Below are 16414 nucleotides of genomic sequence, written 5' to 3' on the forward strand. Positions count from 1 at the left end.
AAGTGAGACTTACTCCTCCGCGGCACGGCTCTCGATCTGCTTGCCGCCGCCATCGAATAGATGGACCCGCTGCGGATCGAAGCGAAGGCCGACCGTCTCGTGTCTTGCAAAAGCCGTCTTCCCGCGCAACTCGACTGTTACGAGTTCCTCCAGCCCGTCGACCTGGACATAGAGCAGGCTGGAGCCGCCCAGATGCTCGACAACCACCACATGGGCAGGAAGGGCGGTTTCCAGCATCGGGTCGACGATCGATATGCTGTCGGGGCGAACGCCCAACTCCACGATCGTGCCGCCGGCCGCGGCGACGACATTGGCAAACTGCAGCACCCGCCTGGCCGGAACGCCGACCGCAAGCTCGGTCGCTCCACCCGAGCTTACAAGCTGCGCGGGGATGAAGTTCATCTGCGGCTGCCCCAGAAAACCGCCGACGAAGCGGTTCACAGGCTTCTCGTAGAGATCAAGCGGCGAGCCCTGCTGCTCGATCCTGCCCTTGTTGAGGATCACGATGCGGTCGGCGAGCGTCATCGCCTCGACCTGGTCGTGCGTCACGTAGATCATGGTGGTGCCGAGGCGCTCGTGCAGCCGCGCGATCTCCACGCGCATCTGGGCCCTCAGCCCGGCATCCAGATTGGAAAGCGGCTCGTCGAAGAGGAAGACCTCGGGCTCCCGCACGATCGCGCGACCAATCGCGACGCGCTGGCGCTGGCCGCCCGAAAGCTCCTTCGGCTTGCGGCCGAGCAGTTCTTCGATCTGAAGGATTGCGGCAGCTTCGGCAACCTTGCGCTCGGTCTCGGCCCTGGGTTTACCCAGCATCTTGAGCGCGAAGCCCATGTTTTCGGCAACAGTCATGTGCGGATAGAGCGCATAGGACTGAAAGACCATGGCAATGCCGCGGTCCGCGGCGGCCACTTCATTCATCCGCTGGCCGCCGATCAGCAGATCACCGGAGGTGATCTCCTCCAGCCCGGCCACCATGCGCAGCAGCGTGGATTTCCCGCAGCCCGATGGACCGAGGAAAACCACCAGTTCGCCATCCCCGATCGACAGCGACACGTCGCGGACGGCTTCGACACTGCCGAAGGATTTGGCGATGTTCCTGAGTTCGACGGATGCCACTTCCTCAATCCTTTGGCTTAACGGCCCACATCTCGATTTCCAGCAGGAAACCTGGCAGCAGCACAGCCTGGACCGCGGTGCGGACCGGCAACGGCTCCTGCATCAGTTCCTGATAGACCGAGTTGAAGCGGGCCCAGTCGCCGAGGTCGGCCACGTAGACGTTGACCTTGAATACGTCGGCGAAAGTGCAGCCGGCGCTGGCGAGTTGCATGGCACAGTTCTCAAGCGTTGCGCGCGCCTGCTCCTCCATGGTGCTGCCGATGATGTTGCCGTCCATGTCGATGGCAACCTGGCCGGAAATGACGACCAGCCGTGAGGCGTCGACCTCGAGGACGGGCGAATACGGCCCGGCGGTCGCGTGCTGCCGCGCGCCTTGCGGGCGGCCGATCAGCGGATGATGGCCTGTTACGCTGGTGAAATCTGTCATGCCTTATCCTTTAACTGCGCCGCTCAGCAGGCCCTCGACGACAAAGCGCCAGACGAGGACGACCAGCACGAGCGTCGGAACGATCGCAATGAAGATCGCGGTATTGAGTAGACTCCAAGAAACGTCGGTGTTGCGGGCCAGCGCCGCCATCACGACGGAGACCGGCCGGGTAGCGGCGTCGCCGGAAAGCACCATCGAGAACATGTACTCCGAATAGGAGAGCATGAACGCGAACAGGCCGGTGGCGCCGATCGACGGCAGCGACAGCGGCAGGGCAATGCGGAAGAAGGTCTGGAATCGGCTGCAATGGTCGAGCACCGCCGCTTCGAACAACTCGTTCGGCATCTTTCGGAAGAAGACGGAGAGGATCAGGATCGTAAAAGGCAGCGCCTTGGCCGTGTGGACGAGAATGATGCCGGCCTGCGTTCCTGTCAGGCCCAGCGACTGGAGCATGATGTAGACGGGCGTGACGAGCGCCACGGACGGCACCAGCGGGGACAGGATCAGGAACATGAAGGTCAGTCCCTTGCCTGGAAAGAAATAGCGGGCGAAGGCGAAGGCGGCCGGGGCCCCAAACAGGATGTTCAGGGCCATCGACGACAGGGCGACGATGCTGCTGTTGAGCAGGCTGCGGGGAACCTGCCGCGCGGCGTCCGAGATCATCGCTGGATTGGCGTTCTCGGCGCTATAGGAATCCGGAAGCTGACCGGTGAAGATGTAGCGGTAGGTCTCGAAGTTCAGCCCTTCCGAGAAGAGGCCCTTGCCGTCGTCGAAGAGGACGCGGTCGGGAACCATGCTGCCGATCAACGACAAGATGACCGGACCGCCCGTGAACAGCAGGATCAGGGCGGCGAAGAAAAAGGTCAGCAAGCGGCTGGGGCGCCCTGGCATCTCATTCCCTCTCGAAAAGATCGGAAGGCAGCGCCCGCGTGATCGCAACGATCAGGACGGCCGAGATGGAAACGACGATGAAAGCGACCGCGGAGCCTGCGCCGAAGTCGTACATGGAAAAGCTCTCCCGCCAGATCTGGAAGGACAGCAGCGTGGTCGCAGTGCCTGGCCCGCCGCCGGTCATGGCGTAGACGAGGTCGTAGCTCGTGAAGGCGGTGAGCGCGTTGTAGACGGTAAGCACCACGATCATCGCTTTGATCTCGGGAAAGACGATGTGGCGGAAACGCTTGAAGCGGCTGCGGCAGTCGATCGCGGCCGCCTCCAGCGTTTCAGGATTGATGGCCGCCAGTGCCGCCATGATCAGCACGACGGCGAATGGAACCTGGGTCCAGACATGGGCCACGACGACCGCCACAAGGGCGAGCCGCGGCGAGGTCAGCCAAGGGATCGAACCGTCGATCAGGTTGAGCTCCCGGAGGATGCCGTTGAGCACGCCAAAGCTCGGGTGGAAGACCCAGATCCATAGGACCGCGCTGATCGCCCCGGGTAATACCCAGGGCAGAAGCACGACCGAGCGCACAAGTTGGGAACCGAAGAAGCGGCGCTGCAGGAAGAGAGCGACCAGCGTGCCAATGACGACCACAGAGGGCGCGGCCAGCAACGTGAAGACGAGGGAATTGCGAATGGCGTCCCAGAAGTAGTTGCTGGTGACAACACGCTGGTAGTTGTCGAGGCCGACGAAGGGCTCCCCCGGGAAGAGGAGCGTCACCGAATGGAGGCTCGTCCACAGGGCATGGGCGACCGGATAGATCGTCATGACCGCGACCGGTAGGAGTGCCGGAAGCAGCCAGGGCGCCGGGAAGCGTTTCAGGGACCACATCGGAAAGTCGGCCGCGCTTTCATGAAGGAGGAAGGACGGCGCCGGAGCGCCGCCCGCCGACTCTGCCTACCGGTTTGCGAACTGCTCCTTGAGCTGGCTCCAGCGCTCGGCGCCATCCTTCGTGGTCTGCTCGACGCTGGCTTCGCCGACCATGGCCTTTGCGAGCAACGGCCGGAAATAAGCCGACCAGACGGAACTGTATTCGGTGTAGGTGCCAGCCTTGGCGATGGCCGCCTGCGCGCCCAGGGCCTTCACGTCCGTCCATTTGCCCCAGGCGTCGATCACGTCCTTGTCCTCGAAGAGCGGCAACTGACCGAAGCCCAATCCCTTCTCGACTGCCCAGCGCTTCGCCACCGTGTATGGCTTGCCGGCCATGAAGTTCACGAACTTCCAGGCCGCTTCGGCCCGTGCCGGATCGCCGGCTGCCTGCGCGGTCACTACGTAGGATTTAGCGAAGCCGAGCGTCGAATGCGTCGCCCCCGGCATCGGAGCGAGTGCGAATTCGCCGGCGCGCGGCTGGTCGGCGGCGTTGTTCAGGGCGGCCAGCACATAGGTGAAGACGATGGTGAAAGCGTGCTTGCCCGTGTTCATCGCCGGGATGATCTTGGACTCGTGCGTCTCCGACTGAACGAGGCCCTTGGCGTAGGCGTCGGCGATCCACTGCAACTGCTTGTAGGCTTCGTTGTTCGGGTCGGCGAACAGAGGGTCGAGATCCTTGTCGAACAGTTCGGCCCCGCGCCCATAGGCCTGCGCGACGAAGGCATCGTAGAAGTTGGGGAGTTCCTGATTGTACTCGTAGACGATCGGGTGCTCCATGCCGCCGGCCTTGAGCTTCTCCGCGGCTGCAGTCACCTCTTCCCAGGTCGCCGGAACGGGGATGCCGGCGTCGGCCAGGATCTTCTTGTTGTAGATGAAGGAGATCGTGTCCGAGTAATAGGGCAGGCCATAGACCTTGTCCTTGTAGGTCACGTCGGTCAGGGCAAAGCCGGCAATGTCCTTCGTCAGCCCTTCCACTGCGCCGGCAGGCGCCACCGAATCCAGCGGCGCAATGAAACCGGCAGCGGCCCATGCCGGCAACCAATCCTGACCGCCATAGATCACATCGGTCTTGGTGTCGCCGCGGAAGCGCAGCACGATGCTGTCCTGGTAGTCCGGCCAGGTGTAGTCGGTGACCTTGACCTTGATCCCGGGGTTCGCTTCCTCGAATTTCTTCACATTGTCCTGGATCGTCTCCAGGGAATAGTTCCACACGACGAAGTCGAGCGTGACGTCCTCCGCCCACGCTGGATGAGCCGTCAGAACGGCTGAAGTCAGCGCGCCCGCGGCAAGCAATGCCGTTATCTTCAAGTGCTCCTCCTCTCCATTCGCGGCCGACGCCAGTCGCTTCCTTGGCCTGCGGTTCCCCATTTGATCGTTGACATTGGGCGTCAGGGTCGGACTATAGAGACCAATTCAGATCAATAGCAACTATTTCCCGCAACTCGGCCTTTCTTGCGGTCGCCCGATCTGCCGGGTGGATGCAGGACCATTCCTTTCAGTCGGCCGCAGCGACAATAGTCCCAAGCGTGCCCTTGCGTAAGCCTGATCATCACGGCAATCAGAAAGCGGCAATATTCCAGAGCAAAACGATGCGCTTCGAAGAACTCACGTCACCGGAAGTGGCAAGACTCGACCGCGACAAGACGGTGCTCGTCCTGCCGCTCGGCTCCGTGGAGCAGCATGGCAACCATATGCCGATCGGCACTGACACGCTGCTGGCTCATGCCGTGGCCCTCGCGGCAGCCGAACGATCCGCCGACAAAGTCGCCGTGCTCCCGCCGCCCTGGTACGGCTTCTCCGCCCATCACCTGCGCTTTGCAGGCAGCATTACGCTGAAGGCGCAGACCCTGATGGCGCTCACCGAGGACATCGTCGGCTCACTGGTCGGCCACGGCTTCCGCCGCATCCTGATCGTCAACGGGCATGGCGGAAACGGCGGCGTGATCGACGTGCTGGCCTCCACGCTCGGCCACAAGCATTACGGCCAAGCGCGGATCGCCGCCCTCACCTATTTCCAGTTGGCACGCGAGCAAATCGCCGCGCTGCGCCGCTCGGCGGCGGGCGGAATGGGCCATGCCTGCGAGTTCGAGACGGCCATGGTGCAGCATATCCGGCCCGATCTGGTAAAGATGGAGCTTGCCGAAACGACCTATCCGGACCCCGGCTCGCGGTACCTGACGACGGACCTGCTCGGCGGATCGGCGGTACGGACCTACCTCGACTTCGCCGATCTTTCGCCCAGCGGCACGCTGGGCGACCCGTCGCTCGCAACCCCGGAAATGGGCGCGAAATTCTTCGACACTGCGGCCGGCGCCCTGGCCGCCTTCATCGATGATTTTCGCAGATGGGCGATTGCGAAGGACGCCCAGCCAAGCCAAGGCTAACGATTGGCGTCATCTGTCTCGGCTAGTTTAGCGCCGGGCGGCTGGCGATCCGCATTGCTCCGCAATGGTTGACAATAGAAGCACAACTCTGCTGATAGATGGTCTCTCGCCGGGGAGACCGTAAATGCCCTCCGATACAGCTCCGCCGCAGTTGGCCGCCATCGCCACCAACGAGCGGGCTACGCCCTCGCTGGTCTATCGTGCTCTGCTGCGCAGCATCCGCGAAAGGCTCCTGGTTCCGGGAGCCAAGCTGCCCAACGAGCGCGATCTCGCGCAGCAGATGAACACCAGCCGCACCGCCGTCCGCAGCGCGCTGGCCATGATGGAGCGTCAGGGCCTCGTCTTGAGGCGCGTGGGTAGCGGGACCTATCTCACCGAGGACGCCGACCTCGTCTTCGATCGGATGGACCAGACCAGCATCGGTAATCATGAGGCGGTACCCTCCTTCGCCGAGATCGTCGAGGGTAGGCTGCTATTCGAGCCGGCAATGATGCACCTCGTGGTCGGCCGCGTGCAGGAGGAAGACATCCTGGAGATGCGGCGTATCCTGGAGCTGATTCTCGAGTCACCCAACTGGGAGGACTTCAAGGAGCAGATCTACGCGCTGCACCGCCAGATCTTTGCGGCTACTAAGAACAAGTTCCTGGTGCAGATCATGGCGAGCATCCTCGACGACCGCCGCGCGGTGATGTTCGACGGCCGCGACACGGACAAGCCGGCGCCGGAACCCGTGCGGCAGCAGACGCACAAGGACCTGAAGGCCATTGTCGACGCCATCGCGGTGGGCAACGCAAGGCAGGCGGAAGAACTGGTCTCTGACCACCTCATGCGTACACTGGCGACGATCAATATCTGGCAGTGACGGTAGGGGTGTCTGTCGGACATGCAGGCAGCGGAAGATGAGGTCCTGGCTGGCCTGTCCGCCCTCGGACTGCTGCAGCTTGGGGAGCGACCCGTGCTCGAGCCGCTCGGCGGCGGCGTGTCGTCCGAGATCTGGAAGGTTTCGACCGCCGCGGGCGATCTTTGCGTGAAGCGCGCGCTCGCGCGCCTGAAGGTCGCCGCCGTCTGGGAGGCGCCGCTGGAGCGAAGCCATTTCGAAGCCGAGTGGATGCGGGTTGCGGGGGAGATCCGGCCGGACAATGTTCCCGAACTGATCGCCGAGGACGTGAAGCGTCACCTCGTCGTGATGCGCTACCTGCCGCCCAAGCAGTATCGCTTGTGGAAATCGATGCTGCGCGACGGCGAAGCGGACGTCGCCTGCGCCGTCGAAGTCGGTCGGGTGCTGGCCGCGATCCATGCGGCGACCGCCGACGATCCGGCGATCGCCAGGCGCTTCCCCACCGACGCTGCGTTCCATGCAATCCGGCTGGAGCCCTATCTGGAGGCGACGGCGCGCGTCCATGCGGAAGCCGCGCCGCGCCTGATGCAGCTTTCCGCCGCAACGGCGGCGACGCGCCGCTGCCTCGTCCACGGCGACGTCAGCCCGAAGAACATGCTGGTCGGGCCGCACGGGCCTGTCATTCTCGACGCGGAATGCGCCTGGTTCGGCGAACCGGCCTTCGACCTCGCCTTCGTACTCAATCACCTGCTGCTGAAATGTCTGTGGACACCGTCCGCCAGCGCCGGCTTCCTGGCCTGCTTCGAGGCGCTGTGGCAAGCCTATGCGGCGGGGGTGACATGGGAGCCGCCCGCGTCGATCGACGCGCGGGTGGCGGCCCTGCTCCCCGGCCTGATGCTGGCGCGGATCGACGGCAAGTCGCCGGTCGAATACATCACGGCGAGCGCGCAGAAGGACAAGGTGCGCGGCTTCACCATTCCGCTCCTGAGGGAACCGGTTGGTCGCCCGATCGAGATCGCGGAGCGCTGGCGAGAGGAACTAGCATGAAGACCAGGATCGCACGCGTATCGGCCCGGCGCGTCTGGGATTCGCGAGGCCGTCCCACCATCGAGGTCGAGATCGGGCTCACAGGCGGTGCCTGTGGCCGGGCCATTGCCCCGGCGGGTGCTTCCACCGGCACAGGCGAGGCGATCGACCTGCGTGACGGCGGGCCGAGCTTTGGCGGCATGGACGTCAAACGTGCGCTTGCCGGGATAGATCGCGAGATCGCGCCTGCGCTGGTCGGCATGGATGCCATTGATCAAGGTGGCATAGACCTGCGGCTGATCGCGCTCGACGGCACGCCGAACAAGGCTAGACTTGGCGGGAACGCATTGATCGCCACCTCGATGGCGGCTGCGCATGCCGCAGCGGCCGGACTAGGCCTGCCGCTCTGGAAGTATCTCAGTGGCGGCGCCGAGCCAGGGTGGATTCCACTTCCCGAGATCCAGATCTTCGGCGGCGGCGCCCATGCCGGGCGGCGGATCGACATACAGGACCTGATGGTGGTCGCCGTCGGGGCGCAGGACTTCGCCACCGCGCTCGACTGGACGGCGGAGGTGTACCGGTGCGCCGGAAGACTGCTTGCGAACAAGGGCCGACTCGCCGGGGTTGCCGACGAGGGCGGCTACTGGCCGATGTTGGACTCCAACGAGGAAGCGCTTTCGCTACTGCTGCACGCAATCGAGGTTGCGGGCTTCCGGCCGGGCGAGGATGTAGCCATCTCGCTCGACATCGCGGCGAGCGAATTCGGCCGGGAGGGCCTATATCGGCTGGATCGGGAAGGCCGGATCTTCTCGCGAGACGAGATGATCGAGATGCTGATCGACTGGATAAACAAGTATCCGATCGTCTCCATCGAGGATCCGCTGGCCGAGGACGACGAGGCGGGGCTGGTCGCCTTTACCCGCGCGGTGGGCGACCGGTTGCAGGTGATCGGCGACGACTTTCTGGTCACGAATGCGCAACGGGTTCGTCGCGCGGCCGCAGTGGGAGCGTGCAATTCCGTGCTGATCAAGCCGAACCAGGCAGGCACGCTCACGGAGACGCGGGCCGCATTGGATGCGGCGCGCGACAGCGGCTATTCCGCGGTCGTGTCGGCGCGGTCAGGCGAGACCGAGGACGTCACCATCGTCCACCTCGCGGTCGGCTGGGGTGTCCCGCAGCTCAAGGTCGGCTCCTTCACCCGCTCCGAGCGGATGGCGAAGTGGAACGAGGGCCTACGCATTTCCGAGTCGCTCCCCACCGGCGGCGCCTTGCCGCCGCGGGCATCGCTGCCGTGGGGATGACTGTTAACTTGGCCGGCAGGCCCCGTTACGCCGCGCTGGCGGGATAGCCCGCGGCTTCAAGAGCCTGGCTCACCCTCGCAAGTTCCGCAGTGGTTTCGACCTCCACCGTGCGGGAAGAGACATCGACATTCACCGAGGCCGCAGCGTCGATGCTCTGGACGGCCTTGGTCACCGACGCCACGCAATGGCCGCAGCTCATATCCGGTACTTTCAGCTTCAGCACTCTTGGTTCTCCTGAGTTGGTTTGGCTTGCACTCACATGGGGTTTCCCCCTGCTGGAAGGTCAAGGCCTTTTCGACGAGTCTGGAAAAGACGCTGAAACTTCTCAATTGAGGCATTGACCTTCCAGCGACTGGAAACCCTACCTCGAAGGCACTGGTCGTTTCGGAAAAAGGAGTGAGCGCCATGAACGCTCCGGTAAAGTTAGAGAGTGGAGGCTTGAGCCAGAGTTTTCCCATCGAGGGAATGACCTGCGCCTCCTGCGTGCGGCGGGTTGAGCAAGCCATCGGCAAGGTTCCCGGCGTGGCCTCCGCATCGGTCAATCTCGCGACCGAACGCGCCGACGTCACCTATGAGGGCAGCCCGCAGACCAACGCCGTGGTCAAGGCGATCCAGGCGGCGGGCTACGAAGTGCCGGCCGAAGCATCCGAATTCGAGATCGAAGGGATGACCTGCGCCTCCTGTGTGCGACGAGTGGAGCAGGCCATCAGGGCGGTGCCGGGCGTGCTCGACGCATCGGTGAATCTCGCGACGGAACGCGCCACCGTAACTGTCGCCGGCGCCATCCCTGTCACTGCGGTGGAAGCTGCCGTGCGGAACGCCGGCTACGAAGCAAGGCTCGCAAGCGCCGCCTCCGATGCAGCCCAGCGGCGCGAGGAAGCGAAGGAGGCAGAGCTCGGACAGCTCCGGCGCGACCTGTCGATCGCCGCGGTCCTGACGCTGCCGATCTTCCTGATCGACATGGGGATACACCTCTTCCCCGGTTTTCATCACTGGCTGGGCATGACCGTGGGCGACAGGGCCGTCTATGTGCTCTTCTTCGTACTTGCGACCATCGTCCAGTTCGGTCCCGGCCTGCGCTTCTATCGCAAGGGTGTTCCGGCGCTGCTGCGACTTGCCCCCGACATGAACTCGCTGGTCGTAATCGGCACCAGCGCCGCGTGGACCTACTCCGTGGTGGCGACCTTCCTGCCGTCCATACTGCCTGCGGGAACGGTGAACGTCTATTTCGAGGCATCCGCCGTTATCGTCACCCTCATACTGCTCGGCCGGTATCTGGAGGCGAAGGCGAAGGGGCGCACCAGCGAGGCCATCAAGCGCCTCATGGGCCTGCAGGCGAAGTCGGCGCGCGTGGAGCGTGACGGTGCATTTGTCGACGTGCCGCTCGAAGACGTTCGGGTGGGCGACGTCGTCCAGGTGCGCCCGGGCGACAAGGTGCCGGTCGACGGCATCGTGCTGCGGGGCGCTTCCTTCGTCGACGAAGCCATGATCTCCGGCGAGCCCGTGCCGGTCTCCAAGGGCGAAGGCGCGGAGGTGATCGGCGGCACCATCAACAAGACGGGGAGCTTCGTCTTCCGCGCCGCCAAGGTCGGGGCCGACACTCTGCTGGCGCAGATCATCCGCATGGTGGAAGCGGCGCAGGGCTCCAAGCTACCCATCCAGGCGATGGTGGACCGGGTCACCGCGTGGTTCGTGCCGGCGGTCATGGTGGCGGCCGCCCTCACCTTCGTGGTCTGGCTGGTGTTCGGGCCCGAGCCGGCGCTCACCTTCGGCCTCGCCAACGCCGTCGCCGTCCTTATCATCGCCTGCCCTTGCGCAATGGGCCTGGCCACCCCGACCTCGATCATGGTCGGCACCGGGCGAGCCGCGGAGCTCGGCATCCTGTTCCGCAACGGCGAGGCGCTGCAAACGCTGCGCAGCTCCCAGGTTGTCGCGGTGGACAAGACAGGGACGCTGACGCTCGGCCGACCCGAACTGACGGATTTCATCGTCGCGGAAGGTTTTCACCCGGACGAGGCGCTGTCGCTGATCGCATCCGTGGAAGCGCAGTCGGAACACCCGATCGCCGCGGCAATCACGAATGGGGCGAAGAACCGCGAGCTTCAGCTTGAGGAGGCGCAGGATTTTGAAGCGGTGCCCGGTTTCGGAGCTACGGCGATCGTCGCGGGCCGGCAGGTCGCGGTGGGGGCGGACCGCTACATGGAGAGGCTAGGCGTGGATGTCGGCGCGTTCCGCGACCAAGCCAGCGAGTTCGGCCGCAAGGCGAAAACGCCGCTCTATGCAGCGATCAACGGGCAACTTGCAGCGGTGCTCGCCGTGGCCGATCCGATGAAACCGACGACGCCTCAGGCGATCCGGGCGCTGCACGAACTCGGCCTCAAGGTGGCGATGATCACCGGCGACAATCGGCGCACCGCTGAGGCGATCGCCGCCGAGTTGGGGATCGACGAGGTCGTCGCGGAGGTGCTCCCAGACGGCAAGGTCGAGGCCATACGGCGGCTGCGCGCCGGAAACCGCGTAGTTACCTTCGTCGGTGACGGCATCAATGACGCGCCGGCGCTCGCCGAGGCCGATGTCGGCATCGCCATCGGAACGGGAACGGACATCGCCATCGAGAGCGCCGACGTCGTGCTGATGTCGGGCGACCTCAACGGGGTGGCCAATGCGATCGGGCTATCCAAGGCGACGATCGAGAACATCCGGCAGAACCTGTTCTGGGCCTTCGCCTACAACACAGTGCTCATCCCGGTCGCGGCCGGCGCGCTCTATCCGTTGTGGGGGATCCTGCTCTCGCCGCAACTGGCGGCCGGCGCCATGGCGCTGTCCAGCGTCTTCGTGGTCGGCAACGCGATGCGGCTGAAGCGCTACAAGGCGCCGCTCCAGTCGCCGGATGCCGGATCGGGAGAGGCCTCGGCGACGGCCCGTAGCTTGGGAACTAAAGGCGTCAGCCCGGCCGCATCGAGCGGAAGGTGATGGAGTAGCGCAGCGTCTCCACCGGCGGGATGCTGTGCTGCCATTCGGTGCGGGACGGCCCGCGCAGAAGGTAGGCGGAGCCGGGATCGACCGTCATCGAGGCGCGCTCCCAGCCTGCCCCCTTGCGGCGGCGGAAGCGAAAATTGCAGGGCGAGCCCAGCGATATGCCGATCACGTCGTCGAACACGGCCTTGTCCTTGTGCCAGCCGATGCCGGCGCCCGGCTCGTATTCGGTCACGAGCACATGCTGGACCAGCGCCTCGTCTATCCCGGCGAAATCGGCAGCGCGCCGGCGAAGCGGATCGAGGAAATCCGGCATCGGCTCGCCGCGCTGCAGCGCCTCCCTGGAAAAATCGTAGCGCCAGCCGAAGGAGATCGTCCGCCGCTTGCCCAAAAAGCCCTTGAACTCGAAGTTCTTGAACGGAAGGTCCTGGATCCTGTCGATCAGACCGGACTGCTCTGCAGGGGAAAGCAGGTCAGGCTGATACTTCAGCCCTGCAGGTATAGGAGGAGAAGGACGTTCGAAGAAATCGAGTTGCGCGCTCATCGTGACAGGTTGAGATGGCTATCTTCGCTCACACCTGAACTGTCTGACTGCGGCGCGGTTCCTGCAAGTACCGCGCCGTCTGCATGACCTCTCATTTATGCGCAGGACGGCCCCTCATGCAGCCCGGCGGCGCGCGAGCCTCGCCCGGATGCTCTCCACGTCGGCCCGGGGCGTCGCTGCGAACAGGGTCTTGGTGTAGCTGTGCTGCGGATTGGAGAAGACCTCGTCGCGGCTGCCATATTCCACCGCCTCGCCGAAATACATCACCATCACCTCGTCGGCGATGTAGCGGACCACCGACAGGTCGTGGCTGATGAACACGTAGGTCAGCCCGAACTCCTCCTGCAGGTCGGCCAGCAGATTGAGCACCTGCGCCTGCACCGAGAGGTCGAGGGCCGACACCGGCTCGTCGAGCACCAGAAGGCTCGGGTTGAGCATCAGCGCGCGAGCGATCGCGATGCGCTGACGCTGGCCGCCCGAGAACATGTGCGGATAGCGGTTGAAGTGCTCGTGACCGAGCCCGACTTTCTTGAGCATGCGCATGGCAAGCTCGCGCCGTTCCTCCGCGCCCTTGTCGGTATTGATGATCAGCGGCTCCTGCAGGACGTCGCCGATCTTCTGGCGCGGATTGAGCGAACCGTAGGGGTTCTGGAATACGATCTGCACCTTGCGCCTCAGTTCGGGCGTCAGCCGCTGGCGGGCGATGTCCACTTTCTGGCCCTCAATGAGAAGCTCGCCGGCCGTCGCCTCGTCGATCAGCGTGATGATGCGGGCCAGCGTGGATTTTCCGCAGCCGCTCTCGCCGACGATCGCCAGCGTCTTGCCCTTCTCCACCTTGAAGCTCACGCCCTTCACAGCGTGGATGGTGCGGGCCTTGCCGAACACGCCACCACGGACGTGATAGTCGCGGACGATATTCCTTCCCTCGACAATGATCTCGCTCATACGGGCGGCTCCATGATCGGGGTCTTTACGGCGGTCGCGGCCTCGGCTTCGATCATGAAGTCGCCGATGGTGGGCAGCCGATCGCCGGTGGCGTTCTCCGGCAGCGCCGAAAGCAGCGCCCTCGTGTAATTGCTCTTCGGATTCTCGAAGAGCGACAGTACGTCCGCCTCCTCCATCTTGCGTCCTTTGTACTGGACGATCACCCGGTCGGCGGTCTCGGCGACCACGCCCATATTGTGGGTGATCATGATCAGCGCCATGCCGTGCTCCGCCTGGAGCCGCATGAGCAGGTCGAGGATCTGCTTCTGGATGGTAACGTCGAGCGCCGTGGTGGGCTCGTCGGCGATCAGCAGCTTCGGGTTGCAGGCGAGCGCAACCGCGATCATCACGCGCTGGCACTGGCCGCCGGACATCTGGTGCGGATAGGAAGAGAGCCTCTGTTCCGGGTCGGGGATGCCGACCAACCTCAAGAGCTCGTTGGCGCGGGCACGGCGCGCCTTGCGGTCCAGTCCGAGATGCTCCTTCAAGACCTCCTCGATCTGGAAGCCGACCGTGAAGCAGGGATTGAGGCTCGCCATCGGCTCCTGGAAGATCATCGCCATGTCCTTGCCGATGATCTCGCGGCGCTGGGCCGGAGAAAGCGCGAGCAGATCGCGGCCCTGGAAGGTCATTTTGTCGGCGCTCACCTTCGCGGTCCAGGGCAAGAGCCCCATCACCGCGAGCATCGACACTGACTTGCCCGAGCCGGACTCGCCGACGATGGCCAGCACTTCCCGCTCGCTGACGGCAAGCGAGACGCCGTCCACGGCGCGGAACGGGCCGGAGGCCGTCTGGAATTCCACAACCAGGTTTTCGATTTCGAGAAGGGGCATTGCGCTCAGCTCCGCTTCAGCTTCGGATCGAGCGCATCCCTGAGCCCGTCGCCCATGAGGTTGATGGCCAGCACCGTGATCAGGATCGCGAGGCCTGGGAAGGTCACCACCCACCAGGCGCGCAGGATGAACTCCCGCGCCTCCGCCAGCATCGTGCCCCATTCCGGCGTCGGCGGCTGCGCGCCCATGCCGAGAAAGCCGAGCGCGGCCGCATCGAGGATCGCGTTCGAGAACGACAGCGTCGCCTGGACGATCAGAGGCGCCATGCAGTTGGGCAGGATGGTGCGGAACATCAGTCGCATCGGACCTGCGCCGGCGACGCGCGCTGCGACCACATATTCCCGGTTCTTTTCGGACATCACTGCGGCACGCGTGAGGCGCACGAAATGCGGCTGCAGCACCAGCGCGATGGCGATCATCGCATTGGTGAGCCCCGGGCCGAGCACGGCCACGAGCACCAGCGCCAGCAGCAGCGACGGGAAAGCCAGGATGATGTCCATGACGCGCATGATCGCCGTGTCGATCCAGCCGCCGACATAGCCGGCGATCACGCCGACCACGATGCCTCCTGTCAGAGCGAGCGTGGTGACCACGATACCGATAAAGAGCGAGAACCGCGCGCCGTAAAGCAGGCGCGAGAGCATGTCGCGCCCAACCGCATCCGTGCCGAGCGCGTAGGCCGCCCTGCCACCCTCCGCCCAGAATGGCGGGAGTAGAACCGCGTCGCGGTACTGCGCATTCGGCGCGTGCGGGGCAATCACCGGCGCCAGGATCGCCAACGCGACCAGGATCAGGAACACCGCCAGGCCGATCACGGCGCCGCGGTTCTCGGAGAAATAATACCAGAACTCGGCCAGGCGGGCGCGGCGGGAGGGGTCGAGCGATACAGGCTCGGCGCTTACGGTTTGCGTGGCCATTCCCGTCCCCCTAGTGCCGGATGCGCGGGTTGATGAGGCCGTAGAGCAGATCGACGGCAAGGTTCACCAGCATGATGATGCCGGCGATGATGAGCAGCCCGCCCTGGATGACGGGATAGTCGCGCTTGAACACCGAATCCACCATCCATTTGCCGATCCCGGGCCACGAGAAGATGGTCTCGGTCAGGATCGCACCGGCCATCAGGACGCCGACCTGCAGGCCGATCGTGGTGATCACCGGGATCATGGCGTTGCGCAGGGCATGGATCCCGACGACGCGGAAGGGCGACAGTCCCTTGGCGCGAGCGGTACGGACATAGTCCTCGCTCAGCACCTCGAGCATGGCCGAGCGCGTCTGGCGGGCGATCACCGCGAGCGGAATGGTGGCGAGCACGATAGCCGGGAGGATCAGATGGCTCGCCGCTGACTTGAACGCACCCTGCTGCCCGGACAGAAGCGAGTCGATCAGCATGAAGCCGGTCACCGAGGGAAAGAAGAACATCAGCGAGATGCGCCCCGACACCGGCGTCCACTGCAGGATGCCGGAGAACAGGATGATGAGAAGCAGGCCCCACCAGAAGATCGGCATGGAATAGCCGACCAGTGCCGCCCCCATGATCGTCTGGTCGAAGAAGGAACCGCGCTTGATCGCCGCGAATATCCCGGCGGGAATGCCGAGGATGATCGCAATCAGGATCGCGCAGAGGGAAAGCTCGAGTGTGGCCGGGAACAGCTGGAAGAACTGGTCGAGAACCGAACTCTTGTTCGCGATAGAAGTGCCGAAGTCGCCGCGCAGGATGCCCCAGAGGTAGTCGAGATACTGGATGACGATCGGCCGGTCGAAACCGAGCTGATGCGAAATCTGGGCGTGACGCTCCGGCGACATCACCCGCTCACCGGACAGCAGTGCAACGGGATCCCCGGGCAGCATGCGGATGAATGAGAAGGCGATGACCGAGACCCCAATGAAGGTCGGGATCAAGACAGCCAACCGTTTGAGAAGAAAGCGAAGCATGTGGACTCCAGTGTCCGATGCGGCGCGCGGTCAGATCCGACCGCCCAGTCCGAAAACGCGGGCGATTGAGTGACCCGCGAGGCCAACTCATCTGCCGTCGTCGGCGACCAACCTGTGCAGGAAGAGCGGCATCGCCCACTATGCCCCATCGCCATCAAGTGGAAATGGCGAATGCCGCGATTGGTCAAATATTGAGCGGCCATTTAGCAGAAGGGCGCCCGCATCGCGAGCGCCCATTTGTCA

General features: G+C 64.4%; 16 protein-coding genes. 5 read left to right on the forward strand and 11 right to left on the reverse strand.

Going from position 1 to position 16414, the window contains the following annotated elements:
* Positions 1-9 precede the first annotated feature (9 nt).
* From HUI96_RS15650 to HUI96_RS15670, 5 genes are all read right to left on the reverse strand, one after another.
* The gene (locus tag HUI96_RS15650; protein ID WP_188255609.1) at positions 10-1116 is read right to left on the reverse strand and encodes a sn-glycerol-3-phosphate ABC transporter ATP-binding protein UgpC; all 1107 of its coding nucleotides are present in this window, start codon (positions 1114-1116) and stop codon (positions 10-12) included.
* Between the two features lie 4 nt (positions 1117-1120).
* Positions 1121-1543, reverse strand: coding sequence for a RidA family protein (locus tag HUI96_RS15655; protein WP_188255610.1), 423 nt, complete (start codon positions 1541-1543; stop codon positions 1121-1123).
* Between the two features lie 3 nt (positions 1544-1546).
* Entirely contained in the window at positions 1547-2413 is an 867-nt protein-coding gene (locus tag HUI96_RS15660) for a carbohydrate ABC transporter permease (RefSeq protein ID WP_188255611.1), read from the reverse strand.
* A 22-nt stretch (positions 2414-2435) separates the two neighbouring features.
* The gene (locus tag HUI96_RS15665) at positions 2436-3314 is read right to left on the reverse strand and encodes a carbohydrate ABC transporter permease (protein WP_188255612.1); all 879 of its coding nucleotides are present in this window, start codon (positions 3312-3314) and stop codon (positions 2436-2438) included.
* 66 nt (positions 3315-3380) lie between these two features.
* Complete coding sequence (locus HUI96_RS15670) at positions 3381-4661, reverse strand: ABC transporter substrate-binding protein (protein WP_188255613.1); 1281 nt, start codon at positions 4659-4661, stop codon at positions 3381-3383.
* 281 nt (positions 4662-4942) lie between these two features.
* Here HUI96_RS15670 and HUI96_RS15675 point away from each other — a divergent pair, with 281 nt between their 5' ends.
* From HUI96_RS15675 to eno, 4 genes are all read left to right on the forward strand, one after another.
* Positions 4943-5737, forward strand: coding sequence for a creatininase family protein (locus HUI96_RS15675; RefSeq protein WP_188255614.1), 795 nt, complete (start codon positions 4943-4945; stop codon positions 5735-5737).
* A gap of 124 nt (positions 5738-5861) precedes the next feature.
* Complete coding sequence (locus tag HUI96_RS15680) at positions 5862-6599, forward strand: FadR/GntR family transcriptional regulator (protein WP_188255615.1); 738 nt, start codon at positions 5862-5864, stop codon at positions 6597-6599.
* A 21-nt stretch (positions 6600-6620) separates the two neighbouring features.
* Complete coding sequence (locus tag HUI96_RS15685) at positions 6621-7622, forward strand: phosphotransferase family protein (protein ID WP_188255616.1); 1002 nt, start codon at positions 6621-6623, stop codon at positions 7620-7622.
* Positions 7619-8902 carry a phosphopyruvate hydratase gene (gene eno, locus HUI96_RS15690; protein WP_188255617.1) on the forward strand — a complete coding sequence of 428 codons (1284 nt, stop codon included), beginning with the start codon at positions 7619-7621 and terminating at the stop codon, positions 8900-8902. Before HUI96_RS15685 ends, eno begins: the two co-directional genes overlap by 4 nt.
* Positions 8903-8927: 25 nt before the next feature.
* On the opposite strand, the gene HUI96_RS15695 is transcribed toward eno, so the two are convergent.
* Positions 8928-9125 (reverse strand): cation transporter, encoded by a 198-nt coding sequence (locus HUI96_RS15695; protein WP_188255618.1) that lies wholly within the window; start codon positions 9123-9125, stop codon positions 8928-8930.
* Between the two features lie 182 nt (positions 9126-9307).
* Here HUI96_RS15695 and HUI96_RS15700 point away from each other — a divergent pair, with 182 nt between their 5' ends.
* Positions 9308-11875: a heavy metal translocating P-type ATPase gene (locus tag HUI96_RS15700; RefSeq protein ID WP_188255619.1), complete on the forward strand. Its 2568-nt coding sequence runs from the start codon at positions 9308-9310 to the stop codon at positions 11873-11875.
* Here the strand turns inward: HUI96_RS15700 and HUI96_RS15705 are convergent.
* The 5 genes from HUI96_RS15705 to HUI96_RS15725 form a co-directional block, all read right to left on the reverse strand.
* Complete coding sequence (locus tag HUI96_RS15705; protein WP_188255620.1) at positions 11847-12422, reverse strand: alpha-ketoglutarate-dependent dioxygenase AlkB; 576 nt, start codon at positions 12420-12422, stop codon at positions 11847-11849. The two genes, HUI96_RS15700 and HUI96_RS15705, sit on opposite strands and share 29 nt — an antisense overlap.
* Positions 12423-12536: 114 nt before the next feature.
* On the reverse strand, positions 12537-13367 hold the full coding sequence (locus tag HUI96_RS15710) for a dipeptide ABC transporter ATP-binding protein (RefSeq protein ID WP_188255621.1): 831 nt from the start codon (positions 13365-13367) through the stop codon (positions 12537-12539).
* Positions 13364-14239 (reverse strand): ABC transporter ATP-binding protein, encoded by an 876-nt coding sequence (locus tag HUI96_RS15715; protein ID WP_188255622.1) that lies wholly within the window; start codon positions 14237-14239, stop codon positions 13364-13366. The genes HUI96_RS15710 and HUI96_RS15715 overlap by 4 nt, the downstream gene beginning before the upstream one ends.
* Before the next feature lie 5 nt (positions 14240-14244).
* A complete protein-coding gene (locus HUI96_RS15720) occupies positions 14245-15156 on the reverse strand; it encodes an ABC transporter permease subunit (RefSeq protein WP_188255623.1) in 912 nt (303 codons plus the stop codon).
* Between the two features lie 10 nt (positions 15157-15166).
* A complete protein-coding gene (locus tag HUI96_RS15725) occupies positions 15167-16171 on the reverse strand; it encodes an ABC transporter permease subunit (RefSeq protein WP_188255624.1) in 1005 nt (334 codons plus the stop codon).
* Between the last annotated feature and the right edge of the window lie 243 nt (positions 16172-16414).

It is taken from the genome of Pseudaminobacter soli (ex Zhang et al. 2022) (assembly GCF_014595955.1).
GTDB classification, from domain to species: domain Bacteria; phylum Pseudomonadota; class Alphaproteobacteria; order Rhizobiales; family Rhizobiaceae; genus Kumtagia; species Kumtagia pseudosoli.